General features: G+C 36.9%; 8 protein-coding genes. All 8 read left to right on the top strand.

Annotation, left to right across the window (positions count from 1 at the left end):
• The first annotated feature begins 168 nt into the window (after window positions 1-168).
• The 8 genes from Xkoz_RS04040 (at window position 169) to Xkoz_RS04005 (ending at window position 18,365) form a co-directional block, all read left to right on the top strand.
• The gene (locus Xkoz_RS04040; RefSeq protein WP_099140876.1) at window positions 169-1,632 is read left to right on the top strand and encodes a serine hydrolase domain-containing protein; all 1,464 of its coding nucleotides are present in this window, start codon (window positions 169-171) and stop codon (window positions 1,630-1,632) included.
• 141 nt (window positions 1,633-1,773) lie between these two features.
• Entirely contained in the window at window positions 1,774-7,560 is a 5,787-nt protein-coding gene (locus Xkoz_RS04035; protein WP_099140875.1) for a type I polyketide synthase, read from the top strand.
• 134 nt (window positions 7,561-7,694) lie between these two features.
• Window positions 7,695-8,426: a thioesterase II family protein gene (locus tag Xkoz_RS04030; protein ID WP_099140874.1), complete on the top strand. Its 732-nt coding sequence runs from the start codon at window positions 7,695-7,697 to the stop codon at window positions 8,424-8,426.
• Between the two features lie 8 nt (window positions 8,427-8,434).
• Window positions 8,435-8,758: a darcynin family protein gene (locus Xkoz_RS04025; RefSeq protein WP_047680361.1), complete on the top strand. Its 324-nt coding sequence runs from the start codon at window positions 8,435-8,437 to the stop codon at window positions 8,756-8,758.
• 121 nt (window positions 8,759-8,879) lie between these two features.
• Window positions 8,880-11,444: a non-ribosomal peptide synthetase gene (locus tag Xkoz_RS04020; RefSeq protein WP_099140873.1), complete on the top strand. Its 2,565-nt coding sequence runs from the start codon at window positions 8,880-8,882 to the stop codon at window positions 11,442-11,444.
• 103 nt (window positions 11,445-11,547) lie between these two features.
• On the top strand, window positions 11,548-15,993 hold the full coding sequence (locus Xkoz_RS04015) for a type I polyketide synthase (RefSeq protein ID WP_099140872.1): 4,446 nt from the start codon (window positions 11,548-11,550) through the stop codon (window positions 15,991-15,993).
• Between the two features lie 70 nt (window positions 15,994-16,063).
• Window positions 16,064-17,155 carry a saccharopine dehydrogenase family protein gene (locus tag Xkoz_RS04010; RefSeq protein WP_099140871.1) on the top strand — a complete coding sequence of 364 codons (1,092 nt, stop codon included), beginning with the start codon at window positions 16,064-16,066 and terminating at the stop codon, window positions 17,153-17,155.
• Between the two features lie 127 nt (window positions 17,156-17,282).
• The gene (locus tag Xkoz_RS04005) at window positions 17,283-18,365 is read left to right on the top strand and encodes a fatty acid desaturase family protein (RefSeq protein WP_099140870.1); all 1,083 of its coding nucleotides are present in this window, start codon (window positions 17,283-17,285) and stop codon (window positions 18,363-18,365) included.
• Window positions 18,366-18,603: the final 238 nt, after the last annotated feature.

Here is an 18,603-nt window from a genome sequence, read left to right as displayed (position 1 = left end):
ATCACTCCAGTCATATAGCTGACTATATGACTGGAGGTAGTGACATGATGTAACCCGGAGTGTATTGGGTATCGTTAAATTCAAAAACCATGACTTAGAGCCTGCTGGAAGGTTCTCGTAGGTGTATCGCATTAAATTTTAAAAAATAATTATGAGGGGCATTATTGGATGAAAATCAGATTGCTTGTTATTTTCTTCAGTATCATATTTATGACCGCTTCTTTTGCCAAAAGTGAATTAACCAACGATGCTGAATTTAAAAAGCAACTTATTGACTATATGGAAATGGGTAAAATACCAGGTTTGTCATTGGTCATTATTGATAAGCACAACAAAACCCATCTAATAACTTTAGGAAAACAGAACGAAAATCACGATGGAGACATTACGCAGGAAACAGTTTTTGAATTGGGATCGACGAGTAAAGCTTTTACTGGATTAATCGCGGCACAACTCATTGAGGAAGAAAAAATAAAACAAGAAACAACGGTTTCTTCTATCCTGCCTTCTCTCTCATTTTATTATGATAATCATCCCATAGAGGTCAGCTTTATTCAACTGTTGCATCATTCATCGGGGGTTCCATTTTCAAGTGTTGACTTTATTTATGGTGGTAACAGCAGTGATTCTCTGGAGAACATGATCAATCGTATTGGTCGGATAGACCTTCAGAATAACCCCGGAACGCTTTATTCCTATGCAACGATTAATTATGATATTGCAGCCAGAATGATGGAAGTGGTGACACAGAAACCTTATTCTGAGCTATTAAATAAATATGTGTTAACCCCGCTGAAAATGAATGATACCTCAGTTGATGTTATGGTTAATCATAAGGCAACAGGATATCAGATAAGCTATCTTGCTCCCAGACCATACGATGCACCGTTCTTCATTTCTAATGTTCCTGCCGGATATATTCAGATAAACGCAATTGATATGGAAAAATGGCTACGTTTTCTTCTTAAGGATAACGATTCACCATTAAGCAAATATAAAAAGCGTATATTTGAGCCCAATATGCAATTATCGACGAATGAGGGTGAAGATGTTCATTATGCACTAGGATGGTCTATAAATAACAATAAGATATATCATACTGGAATGAATCCGAATTTCTCCAGTTTTATTGGAATGAATACTAAATCTAATGTCGCTGTTGCTGTTATGGCGAATGTTAACAGTAATGTCACGTTTACTATTGGTGAACAAATCTTAAAACAACTGTCATCGGGAGATGGGACGATAAACCTGACCTCTACCAATGATATTGAATTGTTTGATACGTTTGATAGATTATTTTTAGCATCAAGTGTTTTCCTTTTCCTGTTCTTGCTAATAATAATATTCAGAATTTATCGTAATAGTATAACTAAAAAGAGTAAGCGCCTGTCTGGGGCAAAGAAAGTCATCGTTATAATCTCAATCTTAGCCTGTTTGAGTTTGACGCTGTTAAGTTTCGTTTCCCCCTCAGTTTTATTAAATATGTCTTGGGATTCATTGATTATCTGGATGCCAATGAGTTTTATACTAATGTCAACATTATTAACTTTGACTTTAATCATGGGTCTGATTCATTTAATCATCATATTTTTTCGCCATATATCCTATGTTAAAAGCCAAAATGAATAGGCTTATGTTAATGAGCTGGTGAATTATACCGTGACATACGTATTTTGACAGATTATTTCAATAATACCTTTATCTCCGATAAAACATAGAGTCGGAGATCAAGTTGTTTAAATTATCTATATAAAATTGGGTTGTTAATATATGACGAATTCATTTGATATAGCTATCGTTGGCATGGCTTGTAATTTTCCTGATGCAACTACACCACAAATGTTTTGGCAAAATCTTATTTCAGGGAAAGAAAGTATAAAAAAATTTACTTATGAAGAGTTGATAAAGAATGGGTACAGCAAAGAAGAGATCAATGATCCTAACTTTGTACCTGCTAAAGCGATACTTAATGATTACAAGTCCTTTGATAATAATGTATTTGGTTATCTCAAAGACGAAGTTGATAAAATGGACCCACAATGCCGGTTATTACACGAATGCTGCTGGCATGCCCTGGAAGATGCCGCATATATTCCCGGCAATAATAAAGACAGAATTGGTTTATTTGCCGGTGCTTCGATCAATTTACCGTGGATTTCTAATCAGTTAAAACAGAAGCTGACCCCGGCTGAAATCTTTGATGCGGTGAATTGGAGCCTGCCGGAATCTATCATTACCCGAATAGCTTATCGATTAGGTTTAAATGGGCCGGTGATGTCAGTGCATACTGCCTGCTCAACTTCTTTAGTTGCCATTCATACCGCCTGCCAATCAATATTAAGTGGAGATTGTGATCTGGCTTTGGCTGGTGGGGTTTCCATTTCATTACCTCAGGAATCAGGCTATACATACCAGCGGGGAATGATTCGCTCGGCTGATGGGCACTGTCGTCCATTTGATGCGCATTCGAATGGTACTGTGGGTGGCAATGGAGTGGGAATTCTGCTTCTGAAACTCCTTGATCGTGCTTTAGAAGATAATGATCAAATCCATGCGGTTATAAAAGGGTCATCAGTTAATAATGATGGTCAACGTAAAGTGGGGTTCACGGCGCCAAGTATAGAAGGGCAAGCAGAGGTTATTGCCAGTGCGCATATGTTGGCTGGCGTGGAGCCTGGGGATATCAGTTACATAGAATGTCATGGAACAGCCACTGAAATTGGTGATCCTATTGAAGTGACCGCACTGGCACGTGTATTCCAAAATTCCCATCATGTTTGTTGGTTGGGTGCGGTAAAAAGTAATATTGGTCATTTAGATGAAGCCGCCGGTGTTGCGGGCGTCATCAAAACCATTATGTCATTGAAGAATAAACAATTAGCGCCCACTCTGCATTACAATAAGCCGAATGATAAGCTGCATTTAGATGAAACACCGTTTAAAGTGGTAGCCAGCCCTATGGATTGGACAGTACCTGTGGGGAAAAAAAGAATGGCAGGCGTCAGTTCTTTTGGTATTGGGGGAACGAATGCGCATATCGTGATTGCCGAAGCTGATCAGCAAGAAGAAGTACAAGAAAAAGTACAAGATAATGGACAGCCGAATGTATTTTTAATTTCAGCAGAAACGCCCACCGCGCTACAAAATAATCAACAGAATTTGCTGAATGCGCTTAAAGGTTCTAATCCGTACCGCTTAAATGATATTGCATATGTTTTGCAGGAAGGAAGAAAACATCACCGTTATCGTAAAGCGTTTGTTGGTTCAACATATCAGGAATTATGTTCAGCTCTGGAAAGAGAGACGACGAACCCCGTAAAAGCAAAAGATTCAGAGCAGAATATTGTGTTTATGTTTCCCGGGCAGGGAGCACAGTATTCAAATATGGCACTGTCACTTTATGAAAATCACGTATTATTCCGTTCAATTGTTGACTCATGTCTGCTTTTGGCTTCTGAGTATCTTGGTGAGTCCCTGCAAGACAAATGGTTTAATTATGGCGATGGTGATTTTCTTAGCGAAACACAATATGCACAGCCAGCCATTTTTATTATCGAATATGCGCTTGCCAAATGTTTAATTGATATAGACATCAAACCCTCAATGCTCATCGGTTATAGCTTTGGGGAGCTGGTTGCTGCAACTATTGCTGACGTTTTTACATTAGAAGACGCATTAAAGTTTGTTGTAAGACGCGGACAACTCATGCAAAGTCTGCCTACTGGCGCCATGCTGAGTATCCCACTGCCTGCATCAGAGGTATTGCCGCTTTGCCCTGATCACATTGTTATCGCAATAGATAATAAAGATTCTTGTGTCGTTTCATCTGATGAACAATCCATTGAAGAATTTTCTCAGGTATTAAAGAAAAAACGCATCCTGACGACTCCCATCAAATCCAAACATGCAGCACATTCCCCCGCAATGACGAAAATAAAGGAGGAATTACTGCAAATACTTTCTGGCTTTACGTTAAATGCGCCGAAAACAGCAATCATGTCCTCTGTGACGGGTAAAATACTTTCTGCCGGAGACGTAAAATCAATTCACTATTGGGCTGAACAAGCGGAAAGAACGGTGTGTTTTGTTCAGGGAATGGAAAATATTCTTAATACCAGTAATCATTATGTGTTGATTGAAGTGGGAGTGGGAAGAGATCTCGTTAATTTAATTCGCCGATATACGACACCAGAATCCTCGCAATCAATCATACAATTACTCCCGGAAGATAATAAAGCTAACAGTCATCCTTACTTATTCTGGGCTGGATTAGGGAAAATATGGCAACAAGGCGTTAAAATTCAATGGAGCAAAATACGCACATCACCAGATTGCAAACGTATTTCATTGCCCGGTTATGCTTTTGACAGAAGTACCTACTGGCCTGAAAATGCGAATTTCTTACATCTGTTTTCTGGCAATGAAAGTATAGAAACGAGTCAGACACCTATTACCAAGAATGAAAATATATCAGATTGGTTTTATCAATCTGTCTGGCAACAGGATCTTTTAAGAAACCTGAAGCAAGAGAAAAACGTTAAGACAGTGCTTTTATTCAAGTTAGGGGATAATTCTGAGCAAAGTACCCTTTACGAACAAGCATTAGCCAATCATTATCACAAAGTTATTCAAGTTAGTCTTGGTCAGCAATGTAAATTGGAAATTGGAGCTCCAAGTTCCATTCGTGGTCTCAACAGTGAAGATCATGCAAATTTATTCAAATTTCTTAACAATAACCAGATTTCAATTGAAGACATTATCATTGATTGTACCGGTGTAAACCTGGCGGTTAATGAACAATTGGCTTCGGTACTTTATTTACTCAAATCACATCGCGCATTTTGCAATATAAATCATTTAAAGAATATTACCTTACTTATCCAGAATGCACGTGAAGTTTGTAATGAACCTGATATTGATCCGAATGCGGCTGCGATGCTGGCTATCAGCACGATTATTCGACAAGAATTCCATGAAATATCTTGCCGGGCTATCGATGTTGGTCATGTTGATGATTGCTCTGCTGAGATGCTAATACGCGAAATCGAAGAGGGCGGAAATAAAACGGTTATCTACAGAAATAACCGGAGATGGACTGAAGCATTCTTACCATCTATTCCCTTTGTGAAGGATGAAACCTCCCGCTTGAAAAAAGAGGGGGTGTATTTACTCATTGGTGGGCGTGGTTTTATTGGTCACACATTCTCCCAATACCTTGCTACAGAGTATAACGCTAATTTGGTTATTTCTTCACGCGCCAAACACGAACATGACCAGAAGTGGCAATCTGTCACCGATGCTGCAAAAAACCTGGAGTTTGTTCAGGTTGATGCGAGTGATCATGACGCCATGAAAAAACTTATCCGTGATTTGGTTGCCAAATATGGCCGTATTGATGGTGTATTCTACTTGGCGGGGTTAAGTGATGACGCTTCGTTTAGATCAATAAGTGAAACGGAGATAGGGTATATTGATAGCCATCTCGTTCCTAAGCAAAAAGGGATAACGGTATTAGAACAAGTTTTGGAACCTGTTGATTATGACTTTTGCCTGATCGTTTCTTCTTTGGCACCTATTCTCGGAGGTGTAGGGTTTTTCGCATATGCGGCCGCCAGTGCCTATTTAGATTCGTTTGTATTACGCCATAATCGGAGAAATAGAAAAACATGGGAATTAATCAACTGGGATGGCTGGGAATTAGCAGAGAAAGAAAAAATTAATGCGGGAGTGGGCAGTAGCCTGTCACACTTGCTTGTAACAAGAAGTGAAGGGATTGCTTTATTAGAAAAGGTACTCAATTATCGGGAAAAACAAGCCATTGTGATCTCAACTGCGGATATCAATGCACGTATTGCCCAATGGTCGGCTCCTGCTATCCACGATAATGAGACAGCCATTCAACATGGGCATTACGCAAAAAGACCTGATTTAGATTCTGAATATGTCTTACCAAAAAGTGATATTGAGAAAAAATTAGCCTCAATTTGGCAGGATTTTCTGGGAATTGAACCGATTGGCTTAAAAGATGATTTCTTTGAACTGGGCGGTAATTCACTCAAAGCGATAACATTATTATCGAGGGTACACAAAAATTGCAAAATAGATGTCTCATTAACACACTTCTTTAAGAACCCGACGATCGAAGACATTGTTATTTTATCTGCTTCACAGGCAGAATCAGAGTATCAAATGATATTGCCAGCAGAAGCTCAGGAAACCTACCCGCTATCATCCGGACAGCGACGGCTTTATCTGCAACAGATTATGGATAAAAATTCGGTTGCTTATAACGAAACAGCCGCATTTAACATTGTTGGTAAACTAGACAGGGACAAGTTTAACAAAACACTTCAATTATTATTTAAACGACAGGATTCACTGAGAGCATCATTTATTCTTTATGATGGCGAACCAAGACAAAAATATCATGATGACATTGAAATAAATGTGGAATATTTAAAGCTTGACTCATCCAATATGAGTGATGATGAGGTGAAAATTAAGGTTAATAGTCTTATTAAGCCATTTAAATTAGACGAGCCACCATTGATAAGAGTGACCCTAATTGAAGTTCGGGAAGGACACTACATATTCTTCTTGGATTTACACCATATTATTTCGGATGGGCTTTCTCAAGATATTTTCGTAAGGGACTTTTTAGAGCTTTACCAGGATAAGGAACTGAAACCGTTAGAAATACAATATAAAGACTATACGGTTTGGCAACAAAGAATGGTCAATGATAGTCGTATATTGAAACAGAAGGCGTTTTGGTTATCAACGTTAAAAGATGTACCGGAGCTTAAATTACCTATAGATTATGCCCGAACAAACGAGGTCGGTAATATAGGTGGCCGGATAGATTTTGTGATTGATAAAGCATTGAGTGATCAACTTGATGAGCTGGCAGAGTGCGAAAATATCACAAAATTTATGCTTTTCATTTCGTCTTATGCGCTTTTGATGAAAGATATATCCGGACAAGATGAATTTGCCGTAGGTACACCAATATTGGGGCGACCGCAAAATGAACTACAAGATATCATTGGTATGTTTGTAAACTTGTTGCCGATTGTCTTTGAGTGTAACGGTGAATTACCCTTTAAGCACTTTGTCAAAAGGGTAGCTGAAAGAACGATAGCCTCATTTGAGAATGCTGACTTTCAGTTTGAAAATATGGTGAAGGAGCTTAATATTAAGCCAAGGTTAAATAGAACACCGATTTTTGATACCGTATTTTCCTATATGAATATTGGAATGGCAGATTTTGTATTACCTGAAGTTAAATTCTCTCGTTATGATCTACATCAGGAAAATACCCGATTTGATATTACCTTTTTTGTTAAGGAAAATTATTCAGGCTATGAATTTAACATTGAATACAAAAAGAATTTATTTAAAGAGGAAACAATGGAGTATTTCAAGTATCGATATATTACATTGTTAAATAACATTATCGCTTATCCTGATAAAGACATTAAATTTATATTGAATGCAAACAATGAAAATCATCATGATGAAGTGACGGAGAGTGATTTTCTGGATTTTAATTTTTAGCTATATCTGTTTAATACCAAAGCATTTTCAAGTTTTTAATGGCTGTAAATACATTCCCAGTCCGTAAATTATTATGTGGCTGGGGATGTTGAATTACATAAATAATCCGACAACATCTTATTTATAGAGTTAATATGTTAGATAAAATTCATTTAAATACACCGATAAATGCGAAATTGAGATTATATCTCCTGCATCATGCGGGGGGATCTCACATGTTTTACAGAACATGGCAACGAGAATTACCTGATTGGATAGAGTTCATTGCGATAGAACTTCCTGGTCGGGGATTGAGTTTTGGCAAAGCGTGCCTGGAATCGATGGAAGACATTTTAGAGGCGTTATTGCCTGTGATTAAGACCGATAAACCATTTGCGTTTTTTGGGCATAGTATGGGGGCATTAATTACTTATGAATTGACTTTAAAATTGCAAGCGCGCTGTATATACCCACTGTGGATTGGCCTATCTGCATTCAAACCACCTCATATAAAAAGAGCAGAATTAGTTCATCGCGACTTAATGACGGAAAATCAGTTTTTAGATTATTTAAAAATATTAGGGGATGTCAGTGAATTAATTGAAGATAAACATGCAATGAAAATCATGCTTGAAATAATCAGGAAAGATTTTAAAGTCATTGATGATTTTATCATGAGTGAATCAAAAATTGATAATAAAGCCGCAGTAGGTTTGTTTTATGGTAAAGAAGATTCAGAGGTGACATATGAAATGATGAAAGATTGGCCGGACTATATTTCAGGTCGATGTACAATCTATGGATTCCAGGGTGGGCACTTTTATTTACAAGAAGTTAAAAGTGAAGTCATCAATAAAATAACATTTGAAATAAATAAAATCATATAGGAAATAAAATGAAATACGTCATTATTTGGACATTAATTTTACATCAGAAATGGAATGCGCTTAATCGGAATGAACGGAAAAAATTGCAAAATGAACATTTGCCAGAGATATTAAAAAAATACAGTTCATCAATTAGCCTGAGAACGATAGATACTGAGGGTTTTACCGCAGAGTTTCAGGATTTTGTTATTATAGAAACAGAAAATTTAAGTGACTATTATTGTATGTTGCAGGATATGAGAAACACACGAGTCTTCTCTGAAGGGTATTTGAATATCTCTAAAGTTTTCATGGGAATTGAAAACGCTCATGAGGTTTATAACGATGATTGATTTTAACTAACTTTATGGGTTTTAAATACATTCTTTGAAAAATGTCAATGAGAACGTTAATTAGGTCAGCTAATTTATGAGATCAATTGAGTCAACACTCAAATGATAGGATATAGATATAATGAATGTAAAAAATGAATTAAATACAAACATTGATAAAGAATATTTTTGGAAGAGAATAATTAATGATCATGAACCCTCTGAGTTTGAAAAATCTCTGATATTCAATCATGATGGCGTGAACCGACAAAAAATAGTGTTTTCACGTGAAGAATCACAAAATATCTTATCCATGGCGAATGGTTCAGATAAACGATTAAGTACTTTACTGATATCACTGATGGGTTTTGCTCAGTCAATAATGCAGAGAAGCCAAAGCTCTTTAATTTTAACCACAAGTTATCTCGATGATGGTGAAGAACCTCAGATAATATGTATTCCGACAAAATATTCACCTGAACAATCTTTGGCCGATCTCATAAAGACAGTATCAAAAGATATCCAGAATTTATTACAGTATAGAATAGGTTCATTTCACGAAATTTGTGAACAACCTAAATTTTTCACATCGTGTATTCTATTGAAAAACTGTCAGACGGTGAATAAAGAAATTTATAATTTATCTGTTTCTCAAGTATTTTTTGAACATGATGATGAAATAATAAGTTGTGAAATTTATTCACCTTATCATGTTAATTATTATACCGAAATTATTAAAATGGTCGTGTTGTTGAGCCAGCAGATTCGTTCTCAGAAGTCGCTCGGTGCGCTCAAACTATCGGAAGAGTCGGGTGTATATGCCCATCACTTTACACCTGAAATTGACAGTCATTCTACTCTTCATTCTTTATTTGAAGAACGAGTAAAACAGCATCCTTTGCGCACAGCGATCACAGATGAACATTGCACCCTCAGTTATATCGAATTAGATAAATTAAGCTCAATGTTTGCCACTACATTGTTAAGCCAGGGAATTAAACAATATGATACTGTCGGTATTCATATGAATCGTTCATGTGCCGCCATTGTTGCTATGCTGGCTGTTTTAAAAATAGGGGCTAAATACTGTCCGCTTGATATAAATTGGCCTGCTTCGCGAAAGAAACATGTTAAAGATACCGCCTTGATTAAGCATGTCATTGTTTCTGATGAAACGATCTGTGAGCTTGAAGATTGTCAGAATATTGTTTATGTATCGCTTGATAGCGATACCAATATTGATATCGGTGAACAGTATCATATAACGTCAGAAGATTCTGCTTATGTTATTTTTACGTCTGGTTCAACAGGTGCGCCAAAAGGTGTTGAAGTTTCGCATGCTGCTGTCATAAATCTGGTTTTAGGATTACATGACAGAGTTTATCAACATTATCAGGGCACTCTGAATGTAGCCATGATGTCTGCACTGAGTTTTGACGCCTCAGTACAACAACTATATCCGGCATTGTTACTCGGCCATACTCTTCATATGGTGCCTGAGTCCGTCAGGCGGGATGGAAAAAGGGTGGTTGAATTCTGGGGCAAGAATGCTATCCAGATTGCAGATTGTACACCGACACATTTACGTATGATCCGAACACAATTCGCAGAACATTCAATTCGTTGTACGGTCAATCATCTTATGATTGGTGGTGAATTGTTGGAAAAACATAATTGGTATAATTTTGCCAAATGTTGGGAGTCGGTTCCTAATGCTTCTAATGCTTACGGCCCGACAGAATGTTGTGTGCAATCCACTTCTTTTGAATTTAACGAGCAGAGTGAAATTCAAACACCGACAATTCCCATTGGTTTTCCGATGCCGGGTGAAGAGATTATATTGATTGACGACTTTTTAAGACGGTTACCTGAAGGCGCAATTGGTGAAATTGCCATTGCTGGAAAGGGGCTTGCAAAAGGCTACATAAATCATCCAGAGTTAACCGCCGAAAAGTTTATTACTATCGAAGGTAAAAAATATTATAGAACCGGTGATCTTGCCCAATATTCAGGAAAGAATGGCTTAATTTATCTTGGCCGATCTGATAATCAGGTCAAAATTAATGGTTATAGAATTGAATTGGGGGAAATAGAAGTCATTACTCAAAAAACGATTAATGAACAAATCAATGGGCTTGAGCCCGGTTCGAAAGCGATTTGTGATGTTTTTGTTATGGTTAACTCCCAAGACTCAGACAATAAATTTTTAGTGGCTTATATATATACCAATATTGAATTTAACGGAGAGGTTTTGAAGAAAGCATTGGTTGAACGTTTGCCAGGTTACATGGTTCCGAGTTATTTCATTAAGGTTGAAGAATTCCCGCAAAATAACAGCGGTAAAATCGATGTGGCGAGGTTGCCTGATCCCAGAAGCATCGCAAGAAGCATTGAAATGAAACCTTGTAGTAGTGAAGTTGAGGTCAATATATTATCTCTGTGGTCTGACGTTTTAAAAATGAATAAGGAAAATATCAGTTCAGGTGATAATTTTTTTGATTTGGGTGGTTCTTCATACACATTGTTACAACTGAGTATTAAGTTGAATGAATTTTTTAATAAGAAAATTGAAGTTGTTGATTTATTCCAATATACCACAATAGAACAACAAGCAATTTTTATAGAATCTCATGGCAAGGCAAATAATTTGGTTGATGATAATCAACTTGAACAATTTGATAATGCGATAGGAATGTTTAATCATTGAGTGTAAATGGTCAAAAATAAAATGATGAACAATCAGTATATGAATGGATTTCGTGAACTTTCGATTCGTATTTATTTTTAATTTTCATTGGTGATGACATATTATGAGTAAAGAAGAAAACCCAATTAATGATAAATTATCTCAAAAATTAACAGGTCTGGAAATCGCTATTGTTGGCATTTCCTGCCGGTTTCCTGATAGCCCAACGGTCGAAAGTTTTTGGAAAAATTGTCTTGAGGGTAATGACTGTATCACCCGGTTTTCTGATGAAACGTTAGCTAAGAATGGTGTTCCTGAACATGAATATAAGCACCAGAATTATGTCAATGCGAAAGGTGTGATTGAAAATCCTTTACGGTTTGATGCTGAGTTTTTCCAATACAATAAGCGCGAAGCGGAATTACTTGAGCCACAAATCAGGCACCTTCACGAATGTAGTTTTGATGCATTAGGTTCAGCAGGTTTAGTACCTTCAGCTTATAAAGGAAAAGTAGGCTGTTATTTGGCAGCCAGTGCTCAGTTACAGTGGCAAATGGCAGCTTATGAAGAGAGCAAGCAGGATGGAGTCGGTTTATTTTCTGCATTTAGTCTTATCGAAAAAGATTTTGCGGCCACGCGGTTAGCGTATAAGTTGGGGCTGACTGGTCCGGCTGTTGCACTACAAACCGCTTGTTCTTCTTCATTAACCGCAGTGCATATGGCAGCTCGTGCATTATTACTGGGCGAATGCCAGTTGGCTTTAGTGGCTGCCGCCGCTTTGGTGACACCAAATCAACAGGGATATCTCTATCTGGATGGCATGATAGAATCACCGGATGGTGTTTGCCGCCCTTTCGATGAACAGGCCAATGGCACTGTGGGAGGCGAGGGCATTGGAGCCATTGTGCTGCAACCGTTAAAGCAGGCTCTTGCAGAAAAACGGCCTATTATTGCTTTGATTAAAGGAAGCGCGATCAATAATGATGGTGCAAGAAAGATTGGCTATACCGCACCAAGTATTGAAGGGCAAACAGATGTTATTCGTAGTGCAATCACAGTATCCAAAATTGATCCTAAATCAATTTCATATATTGAAGCACACGGAACGGCAACTAAATTAGGTGACCCAATTGAAATTACTGCGTTAAAAAATGTATTCCATGATTGTCCGGTGGGCAGTATTGCAATAAGTTCAACTAAATCTATTATTGGGCATCTTGATAGTGCTGCTGGAATGGCGGGTTTAATTAAGACTGCATTAATGCTGAAAAACAAAATGCTTTGTGCCAATAAGTATTTCAGCACACCCAATCCTAAATTAAAGCTGGAATCATCACCTTTTTACATTAATAAAAATAGCCAAGAGTGGCATAGCGAATCAATCAGAAGGGCGGGCGTCAGTTCTTTTGGTATTGGAGGGACAAATGCGCATGTCATCCTCGAAGAGATGCTCCATGAACCATTGAAACCTGAATCACCTGAACAAGTGGCACTTTTGCCGTTGTCTGCTAAGAATGCATCAAGTTTATCGATGATGGAAAATGAGCTGCTAAAACTTCTTTCAGAGAAAAAGCATAAATTGTCTGATATTGCTTATACCCTGCAACAAGGGCGGGAACACTTTGATTCCCGATCTGTATTGGTTTGTTCCGGGAGTAAGACATCCTGCACCTTATCTGATTTTATTCACGGAAAAGCAAAACATTCAGCCAAGAGGATCGTCTTTTTATATCCGGGGCAGGGAACACAATATCCGGGTATGGCTTATGCCTTATATCAGCAGGAAACAATATTCAGAAATAGTTGCCAGGATTGTTTCGATTTATTATCTGAAGATACTCAAAAAGAGTTGCATGATTTTTTTGTGAATATATCTGAACAGAAGAGCGTATCCAACGAAATAACCCAATTAGCTATTTTTATTGTTGAATATGCCATGACATCTTTACTGCAACATAAAGGATTTAAACCGTTTGCCTTACTTGGGCATAGTTTAGGTGAGTATGTTGCGGCAACAATATCTGGCGTATTTTCCCTCAAGGACGCCCTACACTTAGTCAGTCAGCGGGCAAAACTCATCGAAATGATGTCACCAGGGATGATGCTGAGTGTCGCATTAGGAATAGAACAGATACGCAGTTACCTTGATGAAAAATTTGATATAGCTGCAATTAATGGTAAAGAATCTGTCGTCATTTCTGGTAATGCGGCTAATATTGAGAGGCTGGCATCTGCTCTTCAAAATGATAATATCCAATGCAGAAGATTAAAAACCTCTCATGCATTCCACTCCAGAACGATAAATGAGATTCAGACAGAATATGCCAAGGCGTTAAATTCAGTCAATTTTAACCATCCTGTGATACCCATTCTTTCTAATTTAACAGGTAGCTGGCATTCTGAAGAAGGTATCAGGCAATCTGCATATTGGTTGTCACATCAACGAAATACAGTTGATTTTTTAGGTAGCATAGAAACATTGTCAGAGTTCCATGACCTTGTTTTTATTGAAGTGGGCCCGGGTAATACTTTATCCAGTTTCATACATAAATATTATCAAAACGAAAATGAAAATAAACCATTAATCATTAATATGATTAAACACTCTAATTTAACAGATGATGATCATGAGTATTTTTATCGTCAGCTTGGGAAAATATGGTGTAATACCGAAGGTATAGATTGGCAAAATATCAATCCGCTACAAGGGCATTTGATTCATATGCCAGTGTATCAGTTTGCCAGAACGGAGTATACTCAACTCAGGGATAAATTAGTTTCTGGCATCAATGTAAATAGTGATAATAATACGTTAAATAATAATAAACTCTATTTCCCTGGTTGGCAGCGAGAACTTTATCCTCAAATAGAAGAAGGAAATATAGATCAACCGGTTTTTATTCTTTGTACTCAATCAAGTCATGCCGGTTATCTTGCTTCAAGCAAAGCATTGTGGCCTGATAGCACAGTGATTTTTATTGATGATTCAGATAGTCTTAAATCATTAACACCATTACCTGAAAGTAGATTTCTTCTGATCCCTGAAAAAGAAAGATGCGAAAATGATCCCATTGAATACTATTTGCAATGGGTTGAAGGTCTTCGCATCATTTTAACTCTGCTAGAATTGCAAGCTGCACGATTTATTCTTTTCACCCCTGAAATTGAAAACGTGCTGGGATGTGAACAAGCGATACCAACGATTTCATTGTTAAAGGGGTTGGTTCAATCAATTTCTCATGAGTACCAACAGCATCAAGTAATGCAAATAGATTTATCTGGAAATGACGTACCGGATGACAGATCTAACTTGCTGATACGGGGGCTTGTGAATTCAGGTAAATATAATCAAGTTGCAATACGGCATGGTCAGTTATGGCTTCCTGAATTCAAACCATTATCAATAACGCCTCTGAATAGTGTTGAGAAATCACATGGATTACAAGAAGGGGATTTAGTATTTATTAGTGGGGGTCTTGGTGGTATAGGATTAAAGCTGGCAGAATCATTAGCAATTCAGTATCGTGCACGTTTTGTTTTAGCCTCTCGCTCACCGTTTCCGGCAAGATCTGAATGGGATCTTATAAAGAAAGATCCAACACAAATGGAAACAATGAAAAAAATTGAGAGTATCGAAAAAATAGAACAAGTTGGGAGTGAAGTTTATATTCATTCTATTGATGTCTCTTGTGAAAAGGAGTTTCATTCACTGCTGCAATCAGTTGAAAAGGAATTGGGACCATTCAGTATGGTGATACATGCAGCAGGATCTGATGCTGGTGCATTGATTGCGCAACCTAATCTCACATTGCATCGTGATATCATGGCTGCCAAAGTCATGGGTGCTAATAACTTGCTTTCCTATTTTAGTGACAAAAGCCTTCGTTCCATGCTGTTTTGTTCTTCTTTGCTATCTTATTACGGAGCTTATGGGCAATCTGCGTATGTTGCGGCTAATGCTTATTTAGAGGCGATTGCAGACGACCAGAGGTTTCCTTTCAGGATTTGTTCCATCTCTTGGGATCGATGGTTAGAAGCGGGTATGGCGGTTAATACTATAACAAATCCCAATACAACGCTCGGTTTAACTAACCAAGAAGGGCAAGATGTATTTCTTCAGATAATTTCCCATTATCCTAATAAATTTTCAGTGTCAGTATTACCCATAAAAGACAGAATAGAACAAGATGAGCTTTCACGATTAAATAATAAAGATCATGTATACAATGTAAAACATTCGCGTGCTGAGGATTCAATAAAAGAGATTATTATAGAAGTATGGAGACACCAACTGGGTCTTTCTGAACCGGATGAGTATATAAGCTTTTTTGATTTAGGCGCGACTTCACTTGATATTGTTCAAGTTAATGAAAAATTAAAGAAGAAGTTAAATATGGATATTCCCATTGCAATGATGTTTACTTATAGTTCTGTAGTTAAGCTCCAAACTGCGTTGCAGAATATAATCAATGAATATAGTGGTACGCATCAAGATAAGGAAAATATAAATCAAAATGATAGAAGGAGTTTAGCTAAAAAACGCATGAATAAAAGGTTACGCAATAATTGAAGTTGTATTGCCAAATGTACTTAATCATTCTAGAAAGAAAATCTTGAGTTCTATTCTGAGGGTTTATTAAATGAAAAAATTATCTGTCTTATTAGTCGGAGGATATGGCATTGTTGGGCAGCAAGTTGCGCAGATTTTAAATCAGCATGCTTCTGAGTTGGAGTTAATTATTGCAGGAAGAAATATTCATAATGCCAGTCAATTAGCACAAACATTAGGAAATGCAAAGGCAGTGGCTCTTGATATTGATAATATCGATTTATCAGATGAAATAAAAATTGACATAATATTAGCCACTGTTAATGATCCAAAAGATGATTTATTGCATTTTGCAAATAAAAATGGCATCGCTTATATAGATATAACGCGTTGGACTGAACGATTGCAGGTTGCACTAAGCAAGGCTGTAATCATGAAAAATAAAAAACCAAGCTCAATGATTTTTGCGTCATCATGGATGGCGAGTGTGGTTGCAACACTTGCCAATAATATGAGTAAATCATTGGTGAACGTCACGAGTATTGATATCAGTATACTCAGTGCTTCGAATGATCAGTCAGGCCCGGATTCATTTGATTATTTAGATAGCCTTGCGACGCCATTTACTGTAAAACAAAATGGGCGATATCAGAAAACACGCCCTTTTTCGGATGAACGTATTATCTTATTTGGTGATAATTGTCGGTATAGTGTTTTTCGCATAGATATGCCTGAACAATTTATTTTGCCTTTAATAACAAATGCTCAAACCGTTGCCACGAGAATTGGTTATGATAATCATAAGGCGAATAAGATCTTATCATTTTTTATAAAAAATGGTATTTGGAAATTGATATCAGGTGATCTGTTTAAAAAGTTACGTAAAAAGATTTTTTATCATCCCGGTACCGGAGATCAGCATCAAATCCGGATTGATATACATGGAACTGATGAAAAAGGGGATCGAAAACACATATATACCCATATTAAAGACCCGAAGGGACAAGCACATTTAACCGCTACAGGCGCTGCTGCTTTAGTTATGCAGTTGGCTGAGCACATTCAACGTGATCAAGATGATATCTTGATGATGGGAGAAGAGTTTTTATGTGCTGAAAAGCTTAAAGCCCTTTTACAGTCAGAAGATATCATTCTTAATGAGAAAAATGAAATATTGAAGTAATTCCTTTTAAGTTATCTTAAGTGACTGGAATAAGAAAGCTGATTAAACGAACCTTCCAGTCACATAGTTAACTATCAAAACTTAATTCATCTCATTGTTAATAAAAATATCAGGAGAGGATTTAATTATGCCGTTGTCTGAAATAAAGTTAAGTAATCATTTCAATATATCTCGCAATGTGATTTCCAGTTTAAGAACGCTAAGGAAATTGGATAATTATCACTGGGCTATTGCACTTTCAAAAGATTATCTTGTTGTAATAATTGCGATATATTTAAGTGTTGGTATAAGTTTCTGGTTCTACCCACTCTCTTTATTGATGATAGGTTCGACACAACGGGCGTTCACTAATATATTACATTATTCATCTCATCATGTTTTAGCTAAAAACAAGTTCCTGAATTATATCGCCGGGACTTTTTTATCTGGGCATTTGGTATTTCATTTGCTTAGCACTTATAAAGATCCCCATGTCAGGTATCATCACGCTCATTTAGGTGACCCAGAAAAAGATCCTGATTATAAATTCCATATAGATAGTGGATTATATGATTTTAATCAAAATGATAGGGAGTTTTTTATACAAAACATATTATTAACTCTTTCAGGATACAGGACATTCAAATATATAAAATATGTCATAGAAGACATGATTAAATCAAGGAAAAATAAAGAATTAAAAAAAGACGAAGATAAAGCTATAAAGAAAAAATCAGAAAATAAAAATGATAAAGAATCAACTTACTTTTTTATTTATTGGATTATTATACTTTCAATTATCATTTATTCTGGTTACTTCCTGTATTTTCTTCTACTTTGGATAGTTCCATTATTTACGGTTACAGTAGCTATTGGGTGGATTATCGGCATAGCTGAGCATTATCCTCTGCCCGCATCCGAAGAGGAGGCATTATTACTAACACGAAATACAAAAGGTATTTGGTGGGAACGCTTCTTGTTTGGAAGACATTATGATAATTATCACTTAGTGCATCACTTGTATCCGGGTATTCCTCATTGGAACATCAAGAAAGCACATATATATTTATTGAATGATCCCAATTATCAAAAATGGGATGATTTGTGGGGAGGGATATTTATCCGTGAATATCCGCATCAAGAAACAATGCTAAGCTATGCATCAAAGTATAGAAAGTTCAAAAAAGAGAATAAAGAGGGGAGTTTTGCAAAACGCCTACTTTCTGTTTGAATGTTTTTTTATAATAGAACAGCTTAATCTAAAGGGCTTTCAGGGCCCTATTGTGCTTTTTGGGTATCAAGCCATCGGTTCCGGGAGATTTATACGAAATATCATAACGATTTTTATTATTTATTCTGTAACTGATTGTCTTTCACGCCCGGCTAATTAACAATCAGTTCTTTCGTTGAGTGAATAAACTTAATGCTTCAACGTTGAGTAAGGTGTTAAGAAGATATTCTATTTATTT

Origin of the sequence: Xenorhabdus kozodoii (assembly GCF_002632875.1) — a bacterium.
GTDB lineage: Bacteria > Pseudomonadota > Gammaproteobacteria > Enterobacterales > Enterobacteriaceae > Xenorhabdus > Xenorhabdus kozodoii.
The sequence above is the reverse complement of the archived record's forward strand: the minus strand, read 5'-3'. Positions and strand labels throughout refer to the sequence as shown.

What these genes read in the sequence shown, in the direction of transcription:
- Xkoz_RS04040 (WP_099140876.1), top strand. Translation starts at nt 169, where the DNA reads ATGAAAATCAGATTGCTTGTTATTTTCTTCAGTATCATATTTATGACC.
- Xkoz_RS04035 (WP_099140875.1), top strand. Translation starts at nt 1,774, where the DNA reads ATGACGAATTCATTTGATATAGCTATCGTTGGCATGGCTTGTAATTTT.
- Xkoz_RS04030 (WP_099140874.1), top strand. Translation starts at nt 7,695, where the DNA reads ATGTTAGATAAAATTCATTTAAATACACCGATAAATGCGAAATTGAGA.
- Xkoz_RS04025 (WP_047680361.1), top strand. Translation starts at nt 8,435, where the DNA reads ATGAAATACGTCATTATTTGGACATTAATTTTACATCAGAAATGGAAT.
- Xkoz_RS04020 (WP_099140873.1), top strand. Translation starts at nt 8,880, where the DNA reads ATGAATGTAAAAAATGAATTAAATACAAACATTGATAAAGAATATTTT.
- Xkoz_RS04015 (WP_099140872.1), top strand. Translation starts at nt 11,548, where the DNA reads ATGAGTAAAGAAGAAAACCCAATTAATGATAAATTATCTCAAAAATTA.
- Xkoz_RS04010 (WP_099140871.1), top strand. Translation starts at nt 16,064, where the DNA reads ATGAAAAAATTATCTGTCTTATTAGTCGGAGGATATGGCATTGTTGGG.
- Xkoz_RS04005 (WP_099140870.1), top strand. Translation starts at nt 17,283, where the DNA reads ATGCCGTTGTCTGAAATAAAGTTAAGTAATCATTTCAATATATCTCGC.